The organism is Acetobacter estunensis (assembly GCF_011516945.1).
Classification (GTDB): Bacteria; Pseudomonadota; Alphaproteobacteria; order Acetobacterales; family Acetobacteraceae; genus Acetobacter; species Acetobacter estunensis.
The window spans coordinates 13,501-36,127 of sequence record NZ_WOTH01000029.1; the positions used below are offsets into that span (position 1 = coordinate 13,501).

21 protein-coding genes and 2 pseudogenes are annotated in these 22,627 nt (G+C 59.9%); 14 read left to right on the forward strand and 9 right to left on the reverse strand.

The window, feature by feature from the left end; genetic code table 11:
- Positions 1 to 9: 9 nt before the first annotated feature.
- The gene (locus GOB87_RS12205; protein ID WP_166317160.1) at positions 10 to 468 is read left to right on the forward strand and encodes a nitrate reductase associated protein; all 459 of its coding nucleotides are present in this window, start codon (positions 10 to 12) and stop codon (positions 466 to 468) included.
- 428 nt (positions 469 to 896) lie between these two features.
- On the opposite strand, the pseudogene GOB87_RS12210 reads toward GOB87_RS12205, so the two are convergent.
- Positions 897 to 1,706, reverse strand: a pseudogene (locus GOB87_RS12210) (IS5 family transposase).
- Positions 1,707 to 1,923: 217 nt separating this feature from the next.
- On the opposite strand from GOB87_RS12210, the gene GOB87_RS12215 reads away from it, so the two are divergent.
- Positions 1,924 to 2,502 carry a ferritin-like domain-containing protein gene (locus GOB87_RS12215; protein WP_373320682.1) on the forward strand — a complete coding sequence of 193 codons (579 nt, stop codon included), beginning with the start codon at positions 1,924 to 1,926 and terminating at the stop codon, positions 2,500 to 2,502.
- A 51-nt stretch (positions 2,503 to 2,553) separates the two neighbouring features.
- Here the strand turns inward: GOB87_RS12215 and GOB87_RS12220 are convergent, their stop codons facing one another.
- The 3 genes from GOB87_RS12220 to GOB87_RS12230 form a co-directional block, all read right to left on the reverse strand.
- The gene (locus GOB87_RS12220; protein ID WP_166317166.1) at positions 2,554 to 3,522 is read right to left on the reverse strand and encodes a mitochondrial fission ELM1 family protein; all 969 of its coding nucleotides are present in this window, start codon (positions 3,520 to 3,522) and stop codon (positions 2,554 to 2,556) included.
- A 77-nt stretch (positions 3,523 to 3,599) separates the two neighbouring features.
- Positions 3,600 to 4,601 carry an alpha/beta fold hydrolase gene (locus GOB87_RS12225; protein WP_166317169.1) on the reverse strand — a complete coding sequence of 334 codons (1,002 nt, stop codon included), beginning with the start codon at positions 4,599 to 4,601 and terminating at the stop codon, positions 3,600 to 3,602.
- A complete protein-coding gene (locus GOB87_RS12230; RefSeq protein ID WP_242006371.1) occupies positions 4,598 to 5,737 on the reverse strand; it encodes an SMP-30/gluconolactonase/LRE family protein in 1,140 nt (379 codons plus the stop codon). The genes GOB87_RS12225 and GOB87_RS12230 overlap by 4 nt, the downstream gene beginning before the upstream one ends.
- A 194-nt stretch (positions 5,738 to 5,931) precedes the next feature.
- Between GOB87_RS12230 and eno the strand changes: the two genes are divergently transcribed.
- Both eno and GOB87_RS12240 read left to right on the forward strand, forming a co-directional pair.
- The gene (eno, locus tag GOB87_RS12235; protein WP_166317172.1) at positions 5,932 to 7,209 is read left to right on the forward strand and encodes a phosphopyruvate hydratase; all 1,278 of its coding nucleotides are present in this window, start codon (positions 5,932 to 5,934) and stop codon (positions 7,207 to 7,209) included.
- A gap of 177 nt (positions 7,210 to 7,386) precedes the next feature.
- The gene (locus GOB87_RS12240) at positions 7,387 to 7,716 is read left to right on the forward strand and encodes an FtsB family cell division protein (RefSeq protein WP_166317175.1); all 330 of its coding nucleotides are present in this window, start codon (positions 7,387 to 7,389) and stop codon (positions 7,714 to 7,716) included.
- Here GOB87_RS12240 and GOB87_RS12245 read toward each other — a convergent pair.
- Both GOB87_RS12245 and rpmG read right to left on the reverse strand, forming a co-directional pair.
- Positions 7,655 to 8,632 (reverse strand): annotated as a pseudogene (locus tag GOB87_RS12245) (glycosyltransferase family 2 protein); the annotation flags it as partial. The gene GOB87_RS12240 and the pseudogene GOB87_RS12245 overlap by 62 nt on opposite strands.
- A gap of 257 nt (positions 8,633 to 8,889) precedes the next feature.
- Complete coding sequence (rpmG, locus tag GOB87_RS12250; RefSeq protein ID WP_166317178.1) at positions 8,890 to 9,057, reverse strand: 50S ribosomal protein L33; 168 nt, start codon at positions 9,055 to 9,057, stop codon at positions 8,890 to 8,892.
- A gap of 160 nt (positions 9,058 to 9,217) precedes the next feature.
- Between rpmG and GOB87_RS12255 the strand changes: the two genes are divergently transcribed.
- From GOB87_RS12255 to GOB87_RS12265, 3 genes are all read left to right on the forward strand, one after another.
- Positions 9,218 to 10,423 carry a molybdopterin molybdotransferase MoeA gene (locus tag GOB87_RS12255; protein WP_166317181.1) on the forward strand — a complete coding sequence of 402 codons (1,206 nt, stop codon included), beginning with the start codon at positions 9,218 to 9,220 and terminating at the stop codon, positions 10,421 to 10,423.
- A 121-nt stretch (positions 10,424 to 10,544) separates the two neighbouring features.
- Positions 10,545 to 11,237, forward strand: a complete 693-nt coding sequence (gene lexA, locus GOB87_RS12260; RefSeq protein ID WP_166317185.1) for a transcriptional repressor LexA — start codon at positions 10,545 to 10,547, stop codon at positions 11,235 to 11,237.
- An 18-nt stretch (positions 11,238 to 11,255) separates the two neighbouring features.
- Entirely contained in the window at positions 11,256 to 12,185 is a 930-nt protein-coding gene (locus GOB87_RS12265) for a nucleoside hydrolase (RefSeq protein ID WP_166317187.1), read from the forward strand.
- 140 nt (positions 12,186 to 12,325) lie between these two features.
- Here the strand turns inward: GOB87_RS12265 and dld are convergent, their stop codons facing one another.
- On the reverse strand, positions 12,326 to 14,041 hold the full coding sequence (gene dld, locus GOB87_RS12270; protein WP_166317190.1) for a D-lactate dehydrogenase: 1,716 nt from the start codon (positions 14,039 to 14,041) through the stop codon (positions 12,326 to 12,328).
- 187 nt (positions 14,042 to 14,228) lie between these two features.
- Positions 14,229 to 15,146: a LysR substrate-binding domain-containing protein gene (locus tag GOB87_RS12275; RefSeq protein WP_166317193.1), complete on the reverse strand. Its 918-nt coding sequence runs from the start codon at positions 15,144 to 15,146 to the stop codon at positions 14,229 to 14,231.
- A gap of 118 nt (positions 15,147 to 15,264) precedes the next feature.
- On the opposite strand from GOB87_RS12275, the gene GOB87_RS12280 reads away from it, so the two are divergent.
- From GOB87_RS12280 to wrbA, 3 genes are all read left to right on the forward strand, one after another.
- Positions 15,265 to 16,140, forward strand: a complete 876-nt coding sequence (locus GOB87_RS12280; protein WP_166317196.1) for a pirin family protein — start codon at positions 15,265 to 15,267, stop codon at positions 16,138 to 16,140.
- Between the two features lie 65 nt (positions 16,141 to 16,205).
- Complete coding sequence (ycaC, locus tag GOB87_RS12285; protein ID WP_166317199.1) at positions 16,206 to 16,832, forward strand: isochorismate family cysteine hydrolase YcaC; 627 nt, start codon at positions 16,206 to 16,208, stop codon at positions 16,830 to 16,832.
- Between the two features lie 19 nt (positions 16,833 to 16,851).
- Positions 16,852 to 17,448 (forward strand): NAD(P)H:quinone oxidoreductase, encoded by a 597-nt coding sequence (wrbA, locus tag GOB87_RS12290; RefSeq protein WP_166317202.1) that lies wholly within the window; start codon positions 16,852 to 16,854, stop codon positions 17,446 to 17,448.
- A gap of 30 nt (positions 17,449 to 17,478) precedes the next feature.
- Here the strand turns inward: wrbA and GOB87_RS12295 are convergent, their stop codons facing one another.
- The gene (locus tag GOB87_RS12295) at positions 17,479 to 17,643 is read right to left on the reverse strand and encodes a hypothetical protein (RefSeq protein ID WP_166317205.1); all 165 of its coding nucleotides are present in this window, start codon (positions 17,641 to 17,643) and stop codon (positions 17,479 to 17,481) included.
- A gap of 163 nt (positions 17,644 to 17,806) precedes the next feature.
- Here GOB87_RS12295 and GOB87_RS12300 point away from each other — a divergent pair, with 163 nt between their 5' ends.
- The 4 genes from GOB87_RS12300 to GOB87_RS12315 all read left to right on the forward strand — a co-directional run bounded on the left by GOB87_RS12300 (position 17,807) and on the right by GOB87_RS12315 (position 22,489).
- Positions 17,807 to 18,808 carry a Gfo/Idh/MocA family protein gene (locus GOB87_RS12300; protein ID WP_166317208.1) on the forward strand — a complete coding sequence of 334 codons (1,002 nt, stop codon included), beginning with the start codon at positions 17,807 to 17,809 and terminating at the stop codon, positions 18,806 to 18,808.
- Between the two features lie 209 nt (positions 18,809 to 19,017).
- On the forward strand, positions 19,018 to 20,898 hold the full coding sequence (locus tag GOB87_RS12305; protein WP_166317226.1) for a ribonucleoside-diphosphate reductase subunit alpha: 1,881 nt from the start codon (positions 19,018 to 19,020) through the stop codon (positions 20,896 to 20,898).
- A gap of 210 nt (positions 20,899 to 21,108) precedes the next feature.
- Positions 21,109 to 22,089: a ribonucleotide-diphosphate reductase subunit beta gene (locus GOB87_RS12310; protein WP_166317211.1), complete on the forward strand. Its 981-nt coding sequence runs from the start codon at positions 21,109 to 21,111 to the stop codon at positions 22,087 to 22,089.
- Between the two features lie 34 nt (positions 22,090 to 22,123).
- Positions 22,124 to 22,489, forward strand: a complete 366-nt coding sequence (locus GOB87_RS12315; protein ID WP_166317214.1) for a hypothetical protein — start codon at positions 22,124 to 22,126, stop codon at positions 22,487 to 22,489.
- Positions 22,490 to 22,627: the final 138 nt, after the last annotated feature.

The following is a 22,627-nucleotide window of genomic DNA, read 5'->3' on the forward strand; positions in this document are numbered from 1 at the left end:
AGAACCCGCATGCGTGAAACGCATCTTTTCAGGTTTGAAATGGATTTTGCCGATACATTGCGGTGTGTCCCGATGGTTGTGCGCATGAAGCTCGACCTGTGTGGGGTGAAGCTCAGTCTTCGACAATGGAGCCGTTTCACGATGGCGCAACGAAGTCAGTTGACAAAATCTCCTATCACCTCATTGAACGAGCGGGCGGCCTATCGTGCTCTGCTTGTGTATCTGATCAGCACTCAGACAGGGGAAGAACCGAAATTTTTACCAGACGTGAATTCCGACATCTGGGAGAAACCCGATGTGGTGCCAGAAGTCGTCCTGCAAGCAGCGCTATCATTCGGCGAACCGCCGCCTACCCTGGACCAATGGAGTCGCCTTTCTCCTTTGCAACGGTTCGCTCTTATCAAACTCACACGTTCCGGGCACGATAATCTGAACTTTGTACCGGCGATGCGCGAGTTCTTTGAGTAGCGGCGTTGATTGATAATGATAAATATACGATATAAATTACTCCAAACGTAATGCCCCGCTGTCGAGCATGGCTGCGTTCCGTGAACTGACATCTGGTGACGAAAACTGAACCAGGACCGCAGTATTCTGCTCAATCGGCAGCAAAACCTGACGATCAGTCTTCTGAAACGTCAGGTGAGCTACAGGTTCCCTCAGATATTCAAATTCAGCCCGAGTTATATATCGGATATATAGTGTGTGCGGTCTATTTGCTCGTGTGGAATGTGGATGATGTCAGTAGAGCTATCCTCGCGCACCCGGAAAACAGCAGCTGAGAACCGACGAGTGCTTTACGATATTTTTCTCGAACCTCGTCGGTACTCCGCCTGCTTCGTGTTCCGTCTGCGATATCCTGACAGGCTCGCCCAATGACGCGAACATAAAGGGTGTTATGGACCTTGCATGAGTATAGCTGCATTTCTGAGCATGAAACATGCGAACGCAATGACATGGAGACTTGCGAGTGTTGAAGTGTAACGCTCGTAATCCTTAACGAGTCTGCGGCATCGTGTAGCCCATGCGAAAGATCACTCGACAACCCATCGACGCGGCAGTAGCACAAAGCCGCGTTTGGCTTCGGGCAACCTGACGACCTCAAGGGTGATCCCCTGGGTTCGTGCTGCCCCGGCAGGTTTCTCGCCGGTATATCCCTGATCGACATAGGCCAGTTCAATGCTCTCGTCCGTCGCATCCTGAATGGTGGCGGCAAGACGTCCCGCCTCGGTGCGCTCATCCCGACTGGCTGGTGTGACATGCAGGGCCAGCAGGTGCCCCAGCGTGTCCACGGCCATGTGCAGCTTTGATCCCTTTTTGCGCTTGGCCCCATCATATCCGGCGCGGGAACCGCTTTCCGGCGTCGAACGTAATGTCCGGCTGTCGATAATGGCTGCCGTTGGCTCAGCCCTATGGCCAAAAGCGATACGCAGCACGGCACGCAGGTCAGACGCCAACGCATCAAAACAGCCTGCCTCCATTCAGCGACGGGATTGCTGGTAGACCGCTGACTACGGCGGAAGGTCATTCGGCATGGCCCGCCAAGCTATCCCGTAGCGAATCATGTAACGCAACCCATTGAACAGTTCGCGCAATGCATGATGTCGTTGTTCCGCATCCTCGTGCATCAGGACCAGATACGGGACAACCAGAGACCATTCTTCGTCTGATACATCAGAGGGATACGGTTTGCGTGCAGGCGTCATTCCTCATTACTGCACCAATCAGGCACAAAAGTACATAACACTCTCTAGAATGATTTCATGTCCAATTAATACTTAAGTGTCTGGATCAAAATCAGTTAAAAATATGCAATATTTTATTCTATCATTTTATAATAAAACTCATTTGCATCTAAGAATTTCTTCCATTTTGCATGCAACCTTTCGACATTCTGACGTTACAAACATATCCGTTCAATCAATGAGGAAACTTAATATGCCAACCGATGCTGCCAGCGCCTTTCTGTCGGATGTGAAAACACTGCGTGAGCGGGCGAAAAAATCCCTCGACGAGGGTGCGGTGATGCCCTCTTACAAGGGTGATGTGAAGAAGACCGTCGAATTACTACAAGCTGTTGTGGCGACCGAACTTGTCTGTGTCCTGCGTTATACGATGCATTCGATTTCCGTTGAGGGCCTGACAAGCGAAAGTGTTGGAGCAGAGTTTGCGGAGCACGCCGCATCCGAGCGCAAACACATGCTGGCGGCGGCCCAGCGCATCGATCAGCTTGGTGGCGTACCGAATTTCAACCCGGAAGGGCTGGCTACACGTTCGGCCACCGAATACGGAGATGGCGGAAATCTTGTCGAAATGGTCAAGCAGGATCTGATCGCCGAACGCATCGTTATCGAACATTATCAGGAACTGATCCGTTATTTCGGTGACAACGATCCGACAACACGTATCATGTTGGAAGGCTTTCTTGCCGATGAGGAAGACCATGCGACCGATCTACACGATCTTCTGGTGGCGCATGAAGGAAAGCCGTTTCTATCATGATGGTATAATCCATTTTCATGACCGGAGCTTGACGGCTCCGGTCACTTCTCTTCAAATGTCGTCACGTAAAAAATGCTTCAATCCAAGACGCTGGCACATGTCGCGTGCGAGCATCGGAGTGTCGTCCACCGGCGTAACTTCCCAGTGTTCCAAATCGTTTTCAAAGAAACGAATACGTCCGCATTCGCGCAGTGTTTCGAGAAATAGACCAATCCTGCGGGACTTTCCCTCAAGCGTCTGCACGTACACCGGTGCGGGTCCGGCGACGGCTTCCGAGACCATCGACACGCTGTCTGCCGTCACCACCAGCCAGTCAGCGCAGGCAATCAGTCCGCGATAGGGATTGTTCTCGCCCGCGCTCCAGAGAATACCTCCAGAATCTTCCACGGCTTTACGTAATACATCTGTCTGGGCAGCGCCTGTTCGACGTGAGGTGGTGACAAACAGATCGGCATCTACCTTGCGTGCGGCCTGCACGAGATGTTGCGCAAAACGGGAGGCGTCTTCGGCATCGAACCGAAAGCGCCCGTTCGCTCCCCCAATAAGAGCTGCGAGTAGCGGTCGACCGAAAGGCGAACGCAACTTTCCACTCCATTCCCGATGAGCCTGCGCGAGCTTTTGTGGTGTCAGACCGTGCAGGGCCGTCCGACCAAGCAGCACATTGGGTCCGCTGATCTCATCATGATGGTTGGCGATTACAAGATCAAAGCGGCCCAAGGGCATGCGGGGATTCTGGATTTGCACCACTCTGTGCTGCTGCCGACGGAGTGCTGCCCCGACCGCACCGCCTTTTCCCGCCACACTAAACACAAGCTCGGACGGGTCCAGCCGTGATGTTTCAGAAAGAGCGCGCAAAGGGGCGGTCCACAGACGTGAGGGCAGGTGTCGCATCAGTCCGCTTGGGTGCACGGCATGAAACCGGGAGGGAAGGGCCAGATACTCTGCCAGTCCGAACGCCTGCGAGCGCATGCCCGCCAGATCCTCGGCCACCACAGCCACACCCGATGGCGACATTGTCATGAGAGACGCGGATCCTTTCGATAAAGCCAGAAAAGCCTTTCTTGGCCTTTTTCCGCTTTAAAAGGAACAGGCCGCCCTCAGTGCTCCAGTATCTCGAACAGGCGCGCATGAAATACCGCCGGATCCTGTATCTGCGGCGCATGGCCAAGAGTAGGAAACTCCACCAGTCGCGCTCCGGGAATGGCGGCAACAGCCGCGCGTCCCAATTCGGGGTAATGCCCGAGTTGCGCCCGTACGTCCGGCGGCGCTCCCTCCGCGCCAATCGCGGTGATGTCACGGTTACCGATCATCAGCACTGTCGGGACACGCAGGTTGGGAAATTCCTGCACCACAGGTTGCGTGAAAATCATGTCGTAGAGGCGTGCAGAGTTCCATGCCACGGCGTCCCCATCAGGACTACGATACATGCCTGCCAGCATCTGCACCCATCTCTCCCATGCCGGATTCCATTTTCCGTCGTAATAGACGCGGCGCTCATAGGCGCGGATGGCGTCGGCAGTTTTGCCCCGTTCACCGGCATACCACTCATCAATCGTGCGATAAGGCACACCCTTCGCCTGCCAGTTTTCCAGCCCGACCGGATCGACCAGCACAAGCTGCTGCACGTTCTGCGGGAACATCAACGCATACCGGACGGCCAGCATTCCACCAGTCGAATGACCGATCAGAACGGGATGCTCGACGCCCAGTGAGAGCAGAAGGTCATGTGTGTTGGTGGCAAGCTGACTGAAGGAAAACTGATAATTGTCGGGTTTGGATGATGTGCAGAAGCCAATCTGATCGGGTGCAATCACGCGCCAGCCTGCCCGCACAAGTGCGCGGATGGTCGTCTCCCAAGTTGCTGCGCAGAAATTCTTGCCATGTAGCGGCACGGCTACCCGCCCGTTGGGATGTGTCGGGCGCACATCCATGTAGTTCATCTCCATCATCTGGCGTTGGGACGAAAAGCGATAGGTTTTCAGCGGCCATGGGGAGGCAAAGCCCTCCAGACGCGGGCCATAAATTGGTGCTTCGGTCGCAAGAGCTCGTCCGCCCAGAACAAGCGCCGTAATGCACAGAAAACGTAAAAACCACTTCATCCTTCCACGGCTCCTCCAAGTGGAATGCGGCCCAGTTGCGGGGGCAGATGCATTTTCAGCACGAGGAATGGCGCCTCGGTCGCGTCATGCCCTTCATTGAACATGGCCAGCCGCTCGATCTGCGAGCAGGGCACATACAGCGTGCGATTGCGGTCGATGAAGAGCGCATCCGGTGAAATCAGGCGTGGGTCCGTGACCAGAATTTCCTCATGACCATCGGGGGCGAGGACGGTGATACGACCATGCTCGGCATCGGAGAGGTAGATATTGTCGTGCGTGTCGATGCAGGTGCCCCCGATGGTCGGGATGTCCTTCACCACGCGCACATCGCGGGCGAGACTGGCGTCACTCCGGCGTGTGTCCAGCAATGCGTTGACCGCAATCCGCTTTAGCGGTCCGGCGGGCACGGAAAACCAGAACCATTTTCCGGCCGCGTCCACCTCAAGCATGTCACTTTGCACCTGTGGCCGCCTGCCTGTGTCATCGCGCAGAATGCGGCCGCCCAGACCACGATGGACGTGTGTCGCGTCATTGCGCATCACCGCCTGTCCTGACAGACGGCGAAGCATTCCGCCTGTCATGAAGTCGTAGATGATCACGCCTCCAAGCCCGCTGTCGGTCACGAACAGGAAATTGCCGTGGATACGCAGATCATTGAACTGGGCGCCGGGGGGCATGATGCGCGGAGGAAAACGAAGGATGTTTCGAATGGCGCCGGTGCGTGGATCGATCTGCACCAGCTTCTGCGCGCCCGGTTGCGGTGTCTGGCCGGGTGGGGCGCCCTGATCCACGACCCATAATGTGCCGTCACGGAAAATGTGAATGGCGTTGACCATGACAAAGGCATGGGTGCCATCGTCTCCCGGCTTCCAGTCGTTCCAGCCCTTGCCGGGAAAGGGGCGCAACGTGCCGTCGCTGAGCACCTGCGCCACCGACATGGACGACTCCATACCGGGAAAGCGGGGGAGGCCGAGAAAGAGAACACCCTCCGGCGTCACGGCGGCAGCGCTGCACAGGGTGGGGGCGCGCGCCGCAACGGTCAGGCAACGCGAATCTGTGGCCATGGCCGTGCGAGCGCCTATGGCGAGGCCGATGGCGCCTCCCATGATCTCCCGGCGACCCAGACGAGGCGACATGACGTTTCTCCCTCTCTTGATGGCCGACAGAGCAAGCGGCGTGCGTCTTCAACGGGAAAGAGTTCGTGTGGTTCGAAAACGCGTGGGGATTTCCGGTTGACAACCTCTTGTGGCGGTCCCTCTAAGGGACGGGCGCCGTTCGCTCGGACGAAGGGCGTCCAACAAGAAGAATGCAACCAGTCAGGGGCACATCCATGAGCGCCATCGTTGACATCATCGCCCGCGAGATTCTCGACAGTCGCGGCAATCCCACGGTCGAGGTTGAGGTCGAACTGGCTTCCGGCGCGCGAGGACGCGCAGCCGTTCCCTCAGGCGCCTCCACCGGCGCGCATGAGGCCGTCGAACTGCGCGATGGCGACAAGTCCCGCTTTGGCGGCAAGGGCGTGCTACAGGCTTGCGAGAACGTCGAGAACGAAATCTTCCCTACTCTTGAGGGTGCGGATTCACAGGATCAGATCGACATCGACAACGCGATGATCGACCTCGATGGCACACCCAACAAAAGCCGCATGGGCGCGAATGCCATCCTTGGCGTGTCGCTGGCTGTGGCCAAGGCGTCCGCCATCGAACTGAATCTGCCGCTGTATCGCTATATCGGTGGTCCGTTTGCGCACACTCTGCCCGTGCCGATGATGAACATCATCAACGGCGGTGAGCACGCAGACAATCCGATCGACATTCAGGAGTTCATGATCCAGCCCATCGGCGCGCCGACCGTGGCGGACGCCGTGCGCTGGGGCTCGGAGATTTTCCAGCATCTCAAGAAGGCGCTCTCGGAAGCCGGTCTCTCCACCAATGTGGGCGATGAGGGTGGCTTTGCTCCCAACCTTGGCTCTGCTGACGAAGCTCTGTCCTACATCACCCGCGCTGTGGAAGCGGCGGGCTATCGTCCCGGAGAGGATGTGACCTTCGCGCTCGATTGCGCGGCGACGGAATATTACAAGGATGGCAAGTATGTGCTGGCGGGCGAGGGCAAGACGCTCGATGCCGGTGGCGTCGTGGCCTATCTGGAAGACCTGACCAAGCGTTATCCCATCGTCTCGATCGAAGACGGTCTGGCCGAGGATGACTGGGAGGGCTGGTCCCTGCTCACGGCCGCTCTGGGCAAGAAGATCCAGCTTGTGGGCGACGATCTGTTCGTGACCAACCCTGAGCGTCTGGCGCGCGGGATCGAGGCGGGGATTGCCAACTCGCTGCTGGTGAAGGTCAACCAGATTGGCACGCTGACCGAGACACTGGCGGCCATCGAGATGGCGCACCGTGCGGGTTACACCTGCGTGATGAGTCACCGTTCGGGCGAGACCGAAGACACCACCATAGCCGATCTCGCGGTTGCCACGAACTGCGGTCAGATCAAGACCGGTTCGCTGTGTCGTTCCGACCGCACAGCGAAATACAACCAGCTCATCCGCATTGAGCAGGAACTGGCGACAGCGGCGGCCTATGCCGGGCGCACCATCCTCAAGAAGTAAGATTCCCCGCGCTGTCCTCTCTCATCGGGAGGGCAGCGTCTGTTGCCACGATCCATCACGATGACGGAAAGTTCCGTTGATCGTTCGTTGTGCCTTTTTTAAGCCACATCTTGCGATACGTTTGGAGACAGGCTTCAACACCTGTTCAGTCCTGTCCCCTGGAGGTTTCGAATCGCAATGCAGCTGGGCCGCATGTTCCGACGCGCCGCAAACGCGGTTCTTCCTCCTTCTCTCTTTCTCGCTCTCACTGGGTATTTCGGGTGGCAGGTCACGCAGGGCGATCACGGCATGCACGCCTATACCCAGCAACTCGCCCTTCTGGACGAGGCCCGGCAGTCCCAGTCCAATGCCGTGCAGGAACAGGCGGCGTGGCGCCGACGTGTGGCGGGGCTGAGCGAAAGCTCCCTGAACGGGGATATTCTCGATGAGCGGGCACGGGCGATGCTCAATCTCGCCAATCCCAACGACATTGTCGTGCCGTACGACAAGCACGACCAGCTTTACTGATATCGGCATCGGCTTTCAGGAAGGCCGGTGCGAGCGAACGGCCTTCCTGAAAGCCATGCCGCAGATAATGCTGCAATGTGCCGACATGGTAGGCCCGTACATCCGGGTTGGCCTCCAGATAGGATTTTGCGTCCCACACCCGAATATCGACACCCGGCCCTTCGATCATTACGCAGTCGGACGAGCCGCATGCTGGCATGAGGCGAATATCCTTGTCATACAGCGCGGCGTATTGACGTTCCGTGACAAGAAGCGCCTCGACCGCATGGGCACCTTCCGCCTGCGGAATGGTGAGATACTTGCGTAACGCCGCCTTGTTGTCGGGATCGACCAATCCGGCAACCTTGTTTTTCAGGCGCCGGCGCCATTCTTTGTAGGAATGATGGTGGTCATGCAGGTAGGTGAAGAAAGATCCAACAATATCGTCGCTCAGGCGCGAGCGGGGCTCGTGCTGTCCGTCATCACATCCCGAAATGGTTTTCGCGGGGACGAATCTCTTATGAAAATGACGCACGGGGGCATACCATCCCTGCCGCCCCGGAACATTGAAGAGGGAGGTTTCAATGCGGAATGCGCATTGCTTCCCCTTCAGGGCATCGAAGGCGGCGTGAATGGCATCCTTACCAAGGGATAATCCATTTTCCGTAAACACGGCCAGTCGCTCATCGCAGTCGACGGGAAGGGCGAAATCGTAATCGTGCATCCCGTCCCATCCACGGATGATGTTCGTCAGATGCCCACCTTTACGATGAAAATCACGCGGCCCGACCAGATCGCGACGCACACTCGCTCCCATTTGCTCCGCACTGTCGAGCAGGGAAATCGTGCGTTTGTCGGTTGAGCCGTTGTCGAGGATGGTCAGATTGTCGAATCCAAACAGATCCGAATAATGCGCCAGCCAGCGGGCGAGGGTGTCCCCTTCGTCCTTCTACATCATGACAACTTTTACAACCGCTATCAGATTATCCGTAAAATATATATTCAAAGGAATGAGAGACGTTTTGCATTCCCTGCTTAACATCTCGTGACGACAAGCGCGGAACGCACTCGATTATGTCGGGCAGAATTGCGGTCTCAGTCCGCGGTCGCGCCGCGTGGGATAATCCACAAAAAAACGCCGCCTTGCGTAAGGCGGCGTTTTCCGGTCGAGCAATCGTATCGATTGAGTCGATCTTATTTGATCTTCGCTTCACGGAAGACGACGTGCTTGCGTGCGACGGGATCGTACTTCTTGAGTTCCATCTTGCCCGTGTGTGCACGTGCGTTCTTCTTGGTGACGTAGAAATATCCGGTGTCCGCAGAGGAGACGAGCCGGATCTGGATGACGTTGGTCTTTGCCATGAGATCCTCGGAATCGTGCCTGACCGCAGGTCCGGATTTGCACCCCTGATCGCGGCCGTGGTTCAAGTTCGGCGCAAATTGCGCATCTGGGGCCGTCTGGTCAAGCTTTCCCTTGCCGGAAAGGGCGACAGACCCCGAAATTAATGTCGAAAGGCCGCTTATGATCGAGGTTTCGGAAGCCCTCACGCGAATCCTGTCCACTATCGCGCCCCTTGGCATTGAAACGGTCTCGCTCATGGACGCGACGGGACGTATCTGCGCGGCACCTGTCCTTGCGCGCCTTTCCAATCCGCCCGCCGCTGTCTCCGCCATGGATGGCTATGCCGTGCGGGCAGCCGACGCCACAACCGGCGCAACGCTGCGGGTGATCGGGGAGGCGCCGGCGGGCCATCCCTCCGATCTGAGCGTGACAGACGGCACCTGCCTGCGGATTTTTACCGGCAGTGCGATCCCCGCCGGGGCCGATAGTGTGCTCATTCAGGAAAACACCACCCGCGAGGGCGAGCGGATCACGGTCACGGAAGGCGTGACGGCCGGACGCTTCATCCGCCCGCAGGGGCTGGATTTCGCGAAAGGGCAGAGTCTGGTGCCTGCGGGCAGAAGGTTGAGTGCTCGCGACATCGGTCTGGCGGCTGCGGGAAATTGCCCGTGGCTTACGGTGCGTCGTCGCCCTCGCGTGGCCATTCTCAGCACGGGCGATGAAATTGTCCTGCCCGGCGAGGCGCCGCCGCCCGGCTCCATCGTCGGATCCGCCGCGTTCATGCTTGCCGCCCTCCTGCGCCGCGCGGGCGCTGAGCCTGTGATCCTGCCCGTGGCCCGCGACACACCCGCATCGCTGCGCGAGGCCGCGTCGGGTCTGGGCGCTATCGATCTGCTGCTCACCATCGGTGGGGCCAGTGTGGGCGATTACGATCTGGTGAAATCGGCCTTGGGCGAAGAGGGGCTGGTGACGGATTTCTGGAAGATCGCCATGCGTCCGGGCAAGCCGCTGATGTTCGGGCATCTCGGTGCCACCCCCGTCATCGGTCTGCCCGGTAATCCGGTGGCGGCCTTTGTGTGCAGCGTGGTCTTCGTGCTTCCGGCCCTGCGCGCCATGACGGGGGAAACTGTGTCCGATGATGGCACTGAACCGGCCGTTCTGGGCTGTGATGTCCCCGCCAACGATCATCGTTTCGACCATCTGCGTGCGACGCTCGTGCGCCAGCCGGACGGCACATTACGGGCCACGCCGTTCGCACGTCAGGACTCGTCCATGATGGCGCCGCTCGCCGCCTGTGACGCGCTGGTGCTGCGTGAACCGCATGCTGCCGCCGCCCAAAAAGGAGAGGTCTGTCGGATCATCCGTTTCGCGACATTCGTGGATTGAGCCTGTCCTTCTCTGTGTAAAAAAGATGCGGCCCTCATCTCTCACATTGACCTGAAACCGGAACTAACATAGAACAAACGAACGTTTTTCCTCATCCCCAACCGAGCCAGGGGGCCAGTCGATGCTCACCCGCAAACAGCATGAACTGCTGCTGTTCATCGATTCCCATCTGCGACAGACGGGTTTCTCACCTTCTTTCGATGAGATGAAGGACGCCCTTGGCCTGAAGTCGAAATCCGGCATTCACCGTTTGATTTCGGCTCTTGAGGAACGCGGCTTCATCCAGCGCCGTCACAATCGAGCACGTGCACTGGAAGTGCTGCGGTTGCCGGAGGTCGAGAACGAGACGGTGCCTACGCGCTCGCTCAACGTGATCCGGGGAGATTTTTCCAAGCGCCTGACCGGTGTGCGCACGGGAGAGGCCGCAGCCTCTGTTCATCTGCCGCTCTATGGCCGCATTGCGGCCGGCCTGCCGATCGAGGCGCTGCGCGATGACGGGGCGCAGGTGGAGGTGCCCGTGGCTCTGCTGGGCGCGGGCGATCACTACGCGCTGGAGGTGGCGGGTGACTCCATGATCGACGCGGGGATTCTCAATGGCGACACCGTCATCATCCGCCGGACGGACACGGCCGAGAGTGGAAAGATCGTCGTGGCCCTGATCGACGAGGCCGAGGTTACGCTCAAGCGTCTGCGCCGCCGTGGCAACACCATAGCGCTTGAGGCGGCCAATCCGGCCTATGAAACACGCATCGTCCCGGCGGAGCGGCTCAAGATTCAGGGCCAGCTTGTGGGTCTTCTGCGCCGTTATCACTGAGAAAACAGGCCGATGCCGATGAAAATCATCATCGACACCGATCCCGGTCAGGACGACGCCCTGACCATTCTGCTTGCCTTGGCCAGCCCCGAAATCGATCTGCTGGGCGTCACCACCGTTTCGGGCAATGTCGGGGTGGAACAGGCCACCATCAATGCCCTCAAGACAGTGGAGTTGGCGGGACGATCGGATGTTCCCATTCATGCGGGAGCCGACAGGCCGCTGCTGCGCGCGCCCGTCAATGCCACCCATGTGCATGGCCGCACCGGGTTCGAAGGCGCCGATCTTCCTGCTCCTGCTGTAAAACCCAACCCGGAACATGCGGTCGATTTCCTGATCCGCACCGTGATGGCGCATGAGCCGGGCGCGATCACCGTCTGCGCCATCGGCCCCATGACCAATCTGGCGCTTGCCCTGTCCCGCGAACCTGCTTTGCGGTCTCGGTTGGGGCGGATCGTCACCATGTCGGGTGCGTTCTCGGAGGTGGGGAACATCACCCCCTGCGCTGAATTCAACATATATGTGGACCCACATGCCGCGGCCATCGTTCTGGAATCGGGTGTGCCGATCACCATGTTGCCGCTGGATGTGACGCACACTCTGCACACCTCCGCCGCCCGGCTTGCGCGCATCCGCGCCATTCCCAATCGTGTCGGGCCGGTGGTGGCGGACTGGCTGGCATTCGAGAAGCGGTTCGAAGCCACGAAATACGGCACCGATGGCGGACCGTTGCACGATCCCAATACAGTGCTGTGGCTGCTGCGCCCCGATCTTTATCGTGGACGTGAGGTCAATGTGCGTGTGGAGACGGGCAGCGAACTGACCATGGGCATGACGGTGGTGGATTGGTGGCAGATCACCGATCTGCCGCGCAATGTGCTGTTCCTGCGTCATTGCGAGGTGGAGGCGGCTTACGAGGTCATCATCGATCGTCTCGGCCGCCTGTAAGGACTGCCCTTGCCCTACCAAAGGCCGATGCCTTTGGAAATCAAGGATTTACTAAAATATCAGGATGATGGGATCATTGATCCCTTCCGGGTCCGGGCAGAGCCCGGTCCCATCCCAACCGCGGACAGAAAACGGAAGCGTCAGACGCTTTCCGCGACCCAGTTCTTGCGCTTGGTCGCCTTGCCGATACCCGGATTCATGCAGTTGCACGGGTCCAGTTCACGGTAATGCGCGAGCATGTTGTCGGGCGCCTGATAGAGATGGCCCACATTGTGTTCCGCCGGATAGCGCGCGCCGCGCGCGTCCAGGCCGGGCAGCATTTCGTGCTCCACGGCCATGGCGTTGTAGCCTTTCTTCACCACGTAATCCTGATGCATCACATGGCACAGGAAATGCCCGTAATACAGCTTCACGATCAGCTTGTTCTCGATCTCGGCAGGAAGTTTCTCGAACCAGTTGCGATCGTTGCGGCGCAGCGCCACGTCCAGCGCCACAATGTCTTCGGCTTCCTTGTGATGCACCGCGCGGTAGCGCACGGCCGCACCCGCGGCGGCAAAACGGTGCAGGAAGGCGCGTGTGCCTTCATCGGGCGTGCATTCAAAAAACTCACCGGTCGCTTTGCCGAAATACGTCTTGAGATAGTCCCGCATCGGTCCGGCCAGTTCGGCTGAGACCTTGAGCATCAGATGGTGTTCGAAGCGATCACGGTAGTCCAGCATCCGCTTGGGAAGCTGCTGCGGCAGCACGGTGCTGATCGCCTGCATGATCCGGTCACTCAGATGATCGGGCAGGAAGCTGAACTTTTGCGCGAAGATGTCGAAGCGCGACTTCATGGCGAACATCTTCGGCAGGAACTTCGTGCCGAAATAACGGATGACCGCAAACGTGTCTTTCCCGTATTTCTCGGCAATGTTGAACGCATCGCGGTGGATGTATTCCCCCGCGATGGGCAGTTCCTCAAACCCCGTCAGCACATGGCGTCGCAGGTCTTCCAGTTCGTCCGTGCTGTTGGAGCCGATATAGAACACGGAGGTGTTCTTGTGGGCTTCAAAAGTGTCGAGACGCACGGCGAAAACCACGAGCTTGCCCGCGCAGCCCGCCGCGTCATGCCAGCGGGCCGGATCGGCGTTGAAGCGGGCGGGTGTGTCGGCGTCGATCTCACGCACATGGGTGATGTAGTTGTCGTCATGACCGCGGCCGGCATGCCAGTCGATATCGGCAGCCGGGAAATCGCCCGCCTCCAGCCGCGTGAGAATGGTCTCGGGATCGTTGCCAAGCTGGATGCCCAGATGGTTGACCAGCCGCAGCTTGCCGTCCGCGCCCACCTGCCCGAACACGGCCATTTCCGTATAGGCGGGTCCACGTTGCACCAACGCGCCGCCGGAACTGTTGCTCACGCCGCCCAGCACGGACGCGCCGATACAGGATGAGCCGATGACCGAATGCGGCTCGCGCCCGATGGCGGCCAGCTTTTCTTCCAGCTCATACAGCCGTGCGCCGGGCAGACAGACCACCTGCTTGCCGTCACCGATCAGGAAGGACTTGTCGATCCGCACCGTGCTGACCAGCACGATGTCGCGGTCGTAATTATTGCCATCAGGCGTGGAGCCGCCGGTCAGGCCGGTGTTGGCCGCCTGCATGATGAGAATCTTGTCGGCATCCACGCAGGCCTGCGCGATTTTCCACAGTTCGATCAGCGAGCCGGGCTGCACCACGGCCAGCACCTTGCCGGCACCAAAGCGGAAACCGTGCGTGAAGCGGTAAGTCGATTCCTCGCTCGTGAAGATGTGCGCGTGGCCCACCACGCTGCGCAGTTGGGAGAGAAGGGCATCATTGCCCGCCGTCTGGGTCGTCATCGGTCAAATCTTCCTCATGCGGACAGGCATCCGGGGATGCGGTGTGGACCTGCCTGTCTTGGTCCGGGCGGCATGGGACCGCTCGTGTTGCCGCACTGGCCTCTGAGGCCTGTATGTGGGCATTTTCTTGGGATTTTCCCAATATCGCCACGCGCATGGGTGGGAGTGAGCCATGCACGCGCGGCACTTACTCCTGCGGAGGGAAGGCGTCCAGCCGCTGGGCCGCGCACGCATGCGCCAGAAAATCCACCAACGCGCGCACCGACGGCAGAAGACCACGCCGGGAGGGAAACACGGCATGAACCAGCCCCACCGGCGGCCGCCAGTCCGGCAGAACGGAGACAAGCCGCCCGTGAGCGAGATCATCATGCACCATCAGGGTGGGCAGTTGCGCCACGCCCACGCCTGCCAGGGCCGCGTCACGCAGTACAGCCAGATCGTCCGTGGTCAGGCGTGGGCGATAGGGCACCCTCGCGTGTTCACCGCTCGCATGGCGCAAATCCCACGCATGATCGTCCAGCAATGAGGTCCAGCCGATGGCGGGCAGCGTCCCCAGATCGGCGGGAGAGGCTAGGGGTGCTGACAGTAGATGGGGGCTGGCGACGAGGCACTGGGTGCTGTCATCGAGTTTGCGCATCACAAGATCGGATGGGGCGAGGGGAGGAAAGCGCACGCGGATGGCGAGGTCGAAACCCTCCGCGATCACGTCCACCCGGCGGTTGGTGGCCTCCAGCCGGATATCGACCGCCGGGTTTTCCACCATGAAGCGGCTGATGAGCGCGCCAAACTGAAAGCTCAGCAGCGTGACCGGGCAACTCATGCGGATCAGGCCGCGCGGCTCCGCCCGGGCTTCCGCCACGACAAGCTCGGCGCTTTCGGCTTCCACCAGCATCGCAAGGCAGCGGTCGTAATAGGCGCGACCGATGTCGGTGACAGAAAAATGGCGTGAGGAACGGTTGAGCAGGCGCACGCCCAGCCGGTCTTCCAGAAGGGCCATGCGGCGACTCAGCTTGGACTTCTGCTGGCCCAGAGCGCGTCCGGCGGGCGCGAAGCCGCCGTGATCCACCACGGCGACAAACAGCGCCATATCGTTGAGGTCAATCATCGTTGCGAAAATAGGACGATGCGTCGGGAATAACAAACTTCTGACGTGAGCGTTGCGTTCGTATGTTGTTTGTCAGGCGGTCGCAGCAAAGAGGTGGGCCGCATCGGAGGACAGGATCATGAGCACGACCAAAACGGTTCTCGGCCGCTACGGCAATGATCGCGGCCATTGGGTGGGTGACGGTTTTCCCGTCCGTTCGCTTTTCTCCTACGGCAGTCTCGGTGAGCACATCAGCCCGTTCCTGCTTCTGGACTACGCAGGGCCGCATCACTTCGAGCCGACCACGGCACGCCGCGGCGTGGGGCAGCATCCCCATCGCGGTTTCGAGACAGTGACCATCGTCTATGACGGACAGGTGGAGCACCGGGACTCGGCGGGGCATGGCGGCGTCATCGGGCCGGGCGATGTGCAGTGGATGACGGCGGGTGGTGGTATCCTGCATGAGGAATACCACGCCCCGGCGTTCGCCAGAACGGGTGGCCCGTTCCGCATGGTGCAGCTGTGGGTCAATCTACCCGCGAAGGACAAGATGACTCCCGGCGGCTATCAGGCCATCACGTCCGACACCATTCCTGTGGTGGACCTTCCGGATGGGGCGGGCACGGCGCGGGTGATCGCGGGTGAGTTCATGGGCCATAGGGGGCCGGCGCGCACCTTCTCGCCCGTCAATGTCTGGGACATACGCCTCAAGCGCGGAGCGGACGTGACGCTGGATCTGCCGGAAGGTCACACCTCCATGGTGGTGGATCTCAGTGGCCGGATCACCGTGGCGGGCAGCGAGAACGCGCAGGACGCAGAGGTGCTGCTTCTCAGCCGTGAGGGCGAGAGCGTCTCGCTCCATGCGCAGGACGATGCCACGCTGCTGATCCTCACCGGACAGCCGTTGAACGAACCGATCGCGGGATACGGTCCCTTGGTGATGAATACGGAGGCCGAAATCCAGCAGGCCATCGCGGATGTCCGCAATGGCACCTTCGCGAAGGCAACGACCTGAGACGCGGGCCTCTCTCCTGTCGTGGAGAGGGGCCCGTTTTCTTTTCACGACAGGAGACCCGTTCCATGACCCAATCTTACAATCGTCTGAACAGGGAAGACGCCGCCGTCCTTCTGGTCGATCACCAGACCGGTCTGCTCTCGCTCGTGCGCGATATCGAGCCCGATCGATTTCGCAACAATGTGCTCGCGACCGCAGGACTCGCCCGTTACTTCGGGCTGCCCACCATTCTGACGACCAGTTTCGAGGATGGACCCAACGGCCCGCTCGTGTCGGAACTCAAGGAGATGTTCCCCGATGCGCCCTATATCGCCCGTCCGGGGCAGATCAACGCATGGGATAACGAAGATTTCGTCAGGGCGGTGAAGGCGACGGGCAAGAAGCAGTTGATCATCGCCGGGGTGGTGACGGAGGTGTGCGTGGCCTTTCCAACCTTGTCTGCACTGGCCGAAGGATTTGACGTGTTCGTGGTGACGGACGCGTCAGGCACCTTCAACGATATCACCCGCAACGCTGCGTGGAGCCGGATGCAGGCGGCCGGGGCGCAGCTCATGAACTGGTTTGCCGTGGCGGGCGAACTGCACCGGGACTGGCGCAACGATATCGAAGGGCTGGGCAAACTGTTTGCGGCTCATATCCCGGATTACAGCAACCTTATGACCTCTTTTGCTGCGCAGGCAGCGTCTCGCTGAACAGGAGAGATGTGTTCCCATGACGAAAGTGCTCGTTCTCTATTATTCGACCTATGGTCACATCGAGACCATGGCGCAGGCCGTGGCCGAAGGCGCGCGCAGCGCGGGCGCGGATGTGGACATCCGTCGCGTGCCCGAACTGGTGCTTGAAGACGTGGCGCGTGCCGGTCATTTCAAGCTGGATCAGGCCGCCCCCATCGCCGATCCGGCGGAGCTTCCGAACTACGACGCCATCATTGTCGGAGCGCCAACGCGTTTCGGGCGCATGCCCTCGCAGATGGCGCAGTTCTGGGATCGCACCGGCGGCCTGTGGGCCACGGGCGCATTGGTGGGCAAGGTCGGCGCGGCTTTCACCTCCACCGCCAGTCAGCACGGTGGACAGGAGACGACGCTGTTTTCCATCCTGACCAACCTGCTGCACCACGGTCTCATCATCAGCGGCCTGCCTTACAGCTTCAGTGAGCAGGCACGAGTCGATGAAGTCACGGGCGGCTCGCCCTATGGGGCGACCACCATTGCGAACGGGGACGGCTCCCGCCAGCCGAGCCAGACCGAGCTGGACGGTGCGAAATATCTCGGGGGCCATGTGGCGAAGATTGCCGCCAAGCTGGCCTGAATGAGCGGGGCGGGGCTCAGACCTCGCCCCTCAGTCGTGATTGCGGGCCACGACCGCATTGGCCTCACGGATGGCGCGGGCTTCATCGCCCGTATGCTCCAGCCGCTCGTTGGCGACCTTGACCCACAGTTCCCGCAGATGCGGTGTGTCGGCCTTGTGCGTGTGCTTTTCGGCATCGTCGACGGTCCACGGCATGGCGCGCTCCTTTTGGAATGTGGAAACCTTTTCCCTTCAACATCCATGCCGTCCGCAGGTTGCGGCAAGCCCTGTCCCGGCAGGGCAGACATCCGCGCTCTTTTCCCCGTGCCCCGCGCGTGCTTGCCTGCGCTCCGGTTTATGAACGGATTCGGGTGATGTGATGGTCAACGCCGCTGCTCCAGCTACCTTGCGCGTCGGGCTCGTGGGATGCGGGCATTTTGGCCGTTTTCACGCACTGAAATCGGCCGCCAGCCCGCGTGAGACGCTGGTGGGCGTGTTCGATCCCGATCCTGTCCGGGCCGCCGCGCTGGCAAAAGAATCGCGCTCGCAGGTATTCGACGATCTCGACGCGCTGTTTGCGGCTGTGGACGCCGTCATCATCGCCGCCCCCGCCGAGATGCATTTCCGGTTGGCCGAACTGGCGTTGCGGGCGGGCCGGCATGTGCTGGTGGAAAAGCCGATGGCGGCCACACTGGCGGAGGCGGACGAACTCATCACGCTGGCGGCCAATGCGGGCCGTGTGCTTCAGGTCGGGCATCTGCTGCGCTACTCGGCGGAATATGAAGCCATTACGCATCGTATCCGTCGCCCGCTCTATATCGAGGCGACCCGCATCGCGCCGTTCAAGCCGCGTGGGACGGATGTGTCGGTCATTCTCGATCTGATGATCCACGATCTAGACCTCATCCTCGCCATCGTGGACAGCGATATCGAGCAGGTGGACGCCATCGGGGCCGCCGTCAGTTCCGAGCATGAGGACATCGCCAACGCGCGGGTACGATTCGCCAATGGGTGCGTTGCCACCATCACGGCCAGCCGGATTTCGCTCAAGACCGAGCGCAAGATGCGGCTGTTTTCCGAGGAGGGCTATCTCTCCGCCGATTTTGGCAAACGGGAACTGGTGCTGATCGGGCGTGAGGCCGGGCTGCCACTTCCCGGCACGGGCGGATTCCGACGGGAAGCGGCGTCGTGGAAAGAGCATGATTCGCTGGAGGCCGAGCACGCCGGATTCGTGGCGTCGTGTCTCGACGGGGCGCCGGTGGGCGTGGACGGCGCGGCCGGTCGGCGCGCTCTGGCGGCGGCGCTGGCGGTGGGGGAAGGGATTGCTGAGTCACGGCGTCGGATGGAGATTTCGGGGCTTATTGGCGCGGCGAAAAAATAACGTTCTGAGAATTTTCGCAGTCGCCTGCGGGCGACGCGGACGGAGACGGCGCGTCAAGCATTTTTTAAACTCGACCCCTATATCTTGTGCTGGTAAACGTCGGCCAACCGACATGTTGTGTCGGTTGGCCGTTTTGATGCCTCTGCGTCCGGCTCGTCACAGACCGTTCATTGCCGCACGAATGGAGCCGTTTTAAGGTGAGCCTGATCATGGACAAGTCCGAGATTTCCGCCGCTCATCTGGATGACGAGGGCAGCCTGTTCGAGGCGGATATGCTCGACGATATTGTCCAGCTTCCCGGCCACCACCCCGTGCGCGTGGACCGTTCGCGCGATGCGCTGCTGACCGATTTCGGCAAGGCCACGCTCAACAACCGCTACCTCCTGCCCGATGAAGGGTTTCAGGATCTGTTCGCCCGTGTGGCGTCCTATTACGGGGCGGACGCCGCGCATGCCCAACGCTTATACGATTACATCTCGCGCCACTGGTTCATGCCCGCAACGCCGGTCCTCTCCAATGGTGGCACTTCGCGCGGCCTGCCCATTTCCTGCTTCCTCAACGAAGCGTCCGACAGCCTCGATGGCATCGTGGGACTGTGGAACGAGAATGTCTGGCTGGCCTCGCGTGGCGGCGGGATCGGGTCCTATTGGGGCAATCTGCGCTCCATTGGCGAGAATGTGGGCCGCAACGGCAAGACCTCGGGCGTGATCCCCTTCATCCGCGTGATGGACAGCCTGACGCTGGCCATCTCGCAGGGGTCTCTGCGGCGCGGTTCGGCGGCGGTGTATCTGCCGGTCTGGCATCCCGAGATCGAGGAATTCATCGAGATGCGTCGCCCCACCGGCGGCGACCCGAACCGCAAGGCGCTGAACCTGCACCACGGCGTGCTGGTGCCCGATGAATTCATGCGCGCGGTCGAGACGGATGACGAGTGGGCGTTGCGCTCCCCCAAGAGTGGCGAGGTGATCCGCAAGATCTCTGCACGCTCGCTGTGGATCCGTATCCTCACGGCCCGAATGGAGCAGGGCGAGCCCTACATCATCTATTCCGATCACGTGAACAACGCGCGGCCCCAGCACCACAAGCTGGCGGGGCTTGAGGTCAAGACCTCCAATCTCTGCGCCGAAATCACGCTGCCCACCGGCATCGATCATCACGGCAAGGAACGCACGGCCGTCTGCTGCCTGTCCTCTCTCAATCTTGAGACGTGGGATGAGTGGAAGGACAATCCTCAGTTCATTGAGGACGTCATGTTGTTCCTCGATAATGTGTTGCAGGACTTCATCGACAAGGCTCCGAAAGAGATGCACCGCGCAGCCTATGCCGCCATGCGCGAGCGTTCGGTCGGCATGGGCGTGATGGGCTTCCATTCTTTTCTGCAGGCGCGCAACATCCCGTTCGAGAGCGTGATGGCCAAGGTCTGGAATCGCAAGATCTTCAAACACATCCGCGAGCAGGCAGACACGGCGTCGAAGCATCTGGCCGAGACGCGCGGTGCGTGTCCCGATGCGGCCGAGTATGGCGTGATGGAGCGTTTCTCCAACAAGATGGCGATTGCGCCGACGGCGTCGATTTCCATCATCGCGGGCAACGCAAGCCCCGGCATCGAGCCGATTGCTGCCAATGTGTTCTTACAGAAGACGCTCTCCGGTTCCTTCTCGGTGCGAAACCGTCACCTGAAGAAGCTTCTGGCCGAAAAAGGGCAGGACAATGAGGAAATCTGGTCGTCCATCACCCTGAACAAGGGTAGTGTGCAGCATCTGGATTTCCTCAGTCAGGACGAGAAGGACGTGTTCAAGACGGCTTTTGAGCTGGACCAGCGCTGGGTGATCGAGCACGCGGCCGATCGTGCGCCGTTCATCTGTCAGGCGCAGTCGGTCAATCTGTTCCTGCCGGCCAACGTTCACAAGCGCGATCTGCACCAGATCCACTATCAGGCGTGGAAGAAGGGCGTGAAATCGCTCTATTACTGCCGTTCGCTTTCCATTCAGCGCGCGGACACGGTGAGCAATCTCGACCAGCGGGTGAAAACCGAGACGCCAGCAGCGTCCGCTGGTGGGAATTACGAGGAATGTCTCGCCTGCCAGTAAGGCTTTAGGCGAAGACGCGAAGCTTGAAGCGTGGGCGTGAGCCGACGCTTTCCGTGTGTACGTAAAACACGAAAATCCCTGAAAATTAGGTGCCTTTACCGCTTCATATAATGTGGAAATGGGCGCCCCTTCCCGGTATGAACCGGAAAAACACTCCTTCGTGCGACATCGGCCTCGCGCCGGATGCCGCCTGTCAGCCACGGGTGCCCCATGACCGCTGAAAAGAACTTCGATCTCCTCACACCGAGCGCGTCCTACAAGCCGTTCCGATATCCGTGGGCGTATGAAGCGTGGAAGGTTCAGCAGTCGCTGCACTGGCTGCCCGAGGAGATCCCGCTCGGCGATGACGTCAAGGACTGGAACAACAATCTGACGGAGACCGAGAAGTATCTGGTCACGCAGATTTTCCGCCTCTTCACGCAGCAGGATACCGAGGTCGAGAACGCCTATATCGATCTCTACATGCCGCGTTTCAAGCCTACCGAAGTGCGCATGATGCTGTCCGCCTTCACCAACATGGAAAGCATCCATCAGGCGGCGTATTCACACCTGCTCGACACCATCGGCATGCCCGAGACGGAATATGCAGCCTTCCTCGAATACGAGGCGATGGCGGCCAAGCACGAATTCCTCAAGCGCTTCAACATGGATGATCACTACAATACGGCGCTTTCCATGGCCGTGTTCGCGGGGTTCACGGAGGGGCTACAGCTTTTCGCGTCGTTCGCCATGCTGCTGAACTTCCCGCGCCACAATCTCATGAAGGGCATGGGGCAGGTCGTCACATGGTCTGTGCGTGACGAGACGCTGCATGTGCTCTCCATCACACAGCTCTTCAAAACCTATATGTCCGAGTTCGGGCATCTGATCGACAAGAAGGGTGTGGCGGCTGCGATCCATACGGCGTGTGAAGAGATCGTCACCAACGAGGATCGCTTCATCGATCTGGCGTTCGCCATGGGGCCGGTGAAGGGGCTGACCGCCGCCGAGGTGAAGCAGTACATCCGCTTCATCGCCAACCGGCGGCTCGACGGGATGGATCTGGCACCGATTTACGACGTGCCGAAAAACCCGCTGCCGTGGATCGACGACATGATGAACGCGGTGGAACACACCAACTTCTTCGAGAACCGCTCCACCGAATACAGCCGCGCGTCCACGCTGGGCACGTGGGAAGAAGCTTTCGCCTGACTTGAGGAAGTCCTCCCAGAGTTGAGGGGGTCGCATGGTTGATTATGGCCGCCGTTGCGATGATCTGGCGCAGGGGCTCACCTCCGAAGAGCCGGAGGCACCGCATCAGGGCGCGCGACGGCTTTCGCGGCGGCTGCTCGCTCTGGCTCATCAGGCGTGCGATCAGGGCGAACTGGATGTGGCGCGGATGCTTCTGGAGGCCACAGAGACGGTTTTCACCCGGCGCCGGGAATACGAAGGGGCGGTGGGACGGCGTCTGGGGGAGCAGATAGTGCTGGCGTATGAGCGTTGGTGGAAACTGAGCAACCCACCCGAGGAGAAAACCCAGAAGGAAGTAGCGTGGTCGTTTGCCAGCGTGCGCAAGATGCTGCTCTCCGGCCCCGATACGGATATGTGCTGAGCGGCCTTCCTGTTGTCCTTCTCTTCATCGACGCGGAAATCTCACAGAAGGGTTGTACATCGGGTTAGATTATGAAAAAGTCTGTTTTGTAGAAAAGAAATTTCCATAATCATCAAGAAAACCCGATGCAGACAGAGT

Bases quoted from the DNA above. Each gene is read 5' to 3' on its own strand.
- GOB87_RS12310 (WP_166317211.1), top strand. From the start codon at position 21,109: ATGACCGCTGAAAAGAACTTCGATCTCCTCACACCGAGCGCGTCCTAC.
- GOB87_RS12315 (WP_166317214.1), top strand. From the start codon at position 22,124: ATGGTTGATTATGGCCGCCGTTGCGATGATCTGGCGCAGGGGCTCACC.
- GOB87_RS12305 (WP_166317226.1), top strand. From the start codon at position 19,018: ATGGACAAGTCCGAGATTTCCGCCGCTCATCTGGATGACGAGGGCAGC.
- GOB87_RS12225 (WP_166317169.1), bottom strand. From the start codon at position 4,601: ATGAAGTGGTTTTTACGTTTTCTGTGCATTACGGCGCTTGTTCTGGGC.
- rpmG (WP_166317178.1), bottom strand. From the start codon at position 9,057: ATGGCAAAGACCAACGTCATCCAGATCCGGCTCGTCTCCTCTGCGGAC.
- GOB87_RS12215 (WP_373320682.1), top strand. From the start codon at position 1,924: ATGAGGAAACTTAATATGCCAACCGATGCTGCCAGCGCCTTTCTGTCG.
- dld (WP_166317190.1), bottom strand. From the start codon at position 14,041: ATGACGACCCAGACGGCGGGCAATGATGCCCTTCTCTCCCAACTGCGC.
- GOB87_RS12280 (WP_166317196.1), top strand. From the start codon at position 15,265: ATGAGCACGACCAAAACGGTTCTCGGCCGCTACGGCAATGATCGCGGC.
- GOB87_RS12300 (WP_166317208.1), top strand. From the start codon at position 17,807: ATGGTCAACGCCGCTGCTCCAGCTACCTTGCGCGTCGGGCTCGTGGGA.
- GOB87_RS12255 (WP_166317181.1), top strand. From the start codon at position 9,218: ATGATCGAGGTTTCGGAAGCCCTCACGCGAATCCTGTCCACTATCGCG.
- GOB87_RS12240 (WP_166317175.1), top strand. From the start codon at position 7,387: ATGCAGCTGGGCCGCATGTTCCGACGCGCCGCAAACGCGGTTCTTCCT.
- GOB87_RS12220 (WP_166317166.1), bottom strand. From the start codon at position 3,522: ATGACAATGTCGCCATCGGGTGTGGCTGTGGTGGCCGAGGATCTGGCG.
- GOB87_RS12275 (WP_166317193.1), bottom strand. From the start codon at position 15,146: ATGATTGACCTCAACGATATGGCGCTGTTTGTCGCCGTGGTGGATCAC.
- GOB87_RS12265 (WP_166317187.1), top strand. From the start codon at position 11,256: ATGAAAATCATCATCGACACCGATCCCGGTCAGGACGACGCCCTGACC.
- ycaC (WP_166317199.1), top strand. From the start codon at position 16,206: ATGACCCAATCTTACAATCGTCTGAACAGGGAAGACGCCGCCGTCCTT.
- GOB87_RS12230 (WP_242006371.1), bottom strand. From the start codon at position 5,737: ATGTCGCCTCGTCTGGGTCGCCGGGAGATCATGGGAGGCGCCATCGGC.
- wrbA (WP_166317202.1), top strand. From the start codon at position 16,852: ATGACGAAAGTGCTCGTTCTCTATTATTCGACCTATGGTCACATCGAG.
- GOB87_RS12205 (WP_166317160.1), top strand. From the start codon at position 10: ATGCGTGAAACGCATCTTTTCAGGTTTGAAATGGATTTTGCCGATACA.
- eno (WP_166317172.1), top strand. From the start codon at position 5,932: ATGAGCGCCATCGTTGACATCATCGCCCGCGAGATTCTCGACAGTCGC.
- GOB87_RS12295 (WP_166317205.1), bottom strand. From the start codon at position 17,643: ATGCCGTGGACCGTCGACGATGCCGAAAAGCACACGCACAAGGCCGAC.
- lexA (WP_166317185.1), top strand. From the start codon at position 10,545: ATGCTCACCCGCAAACAGCATGAACTGCTGCTGTTCATCGATTCCCAT.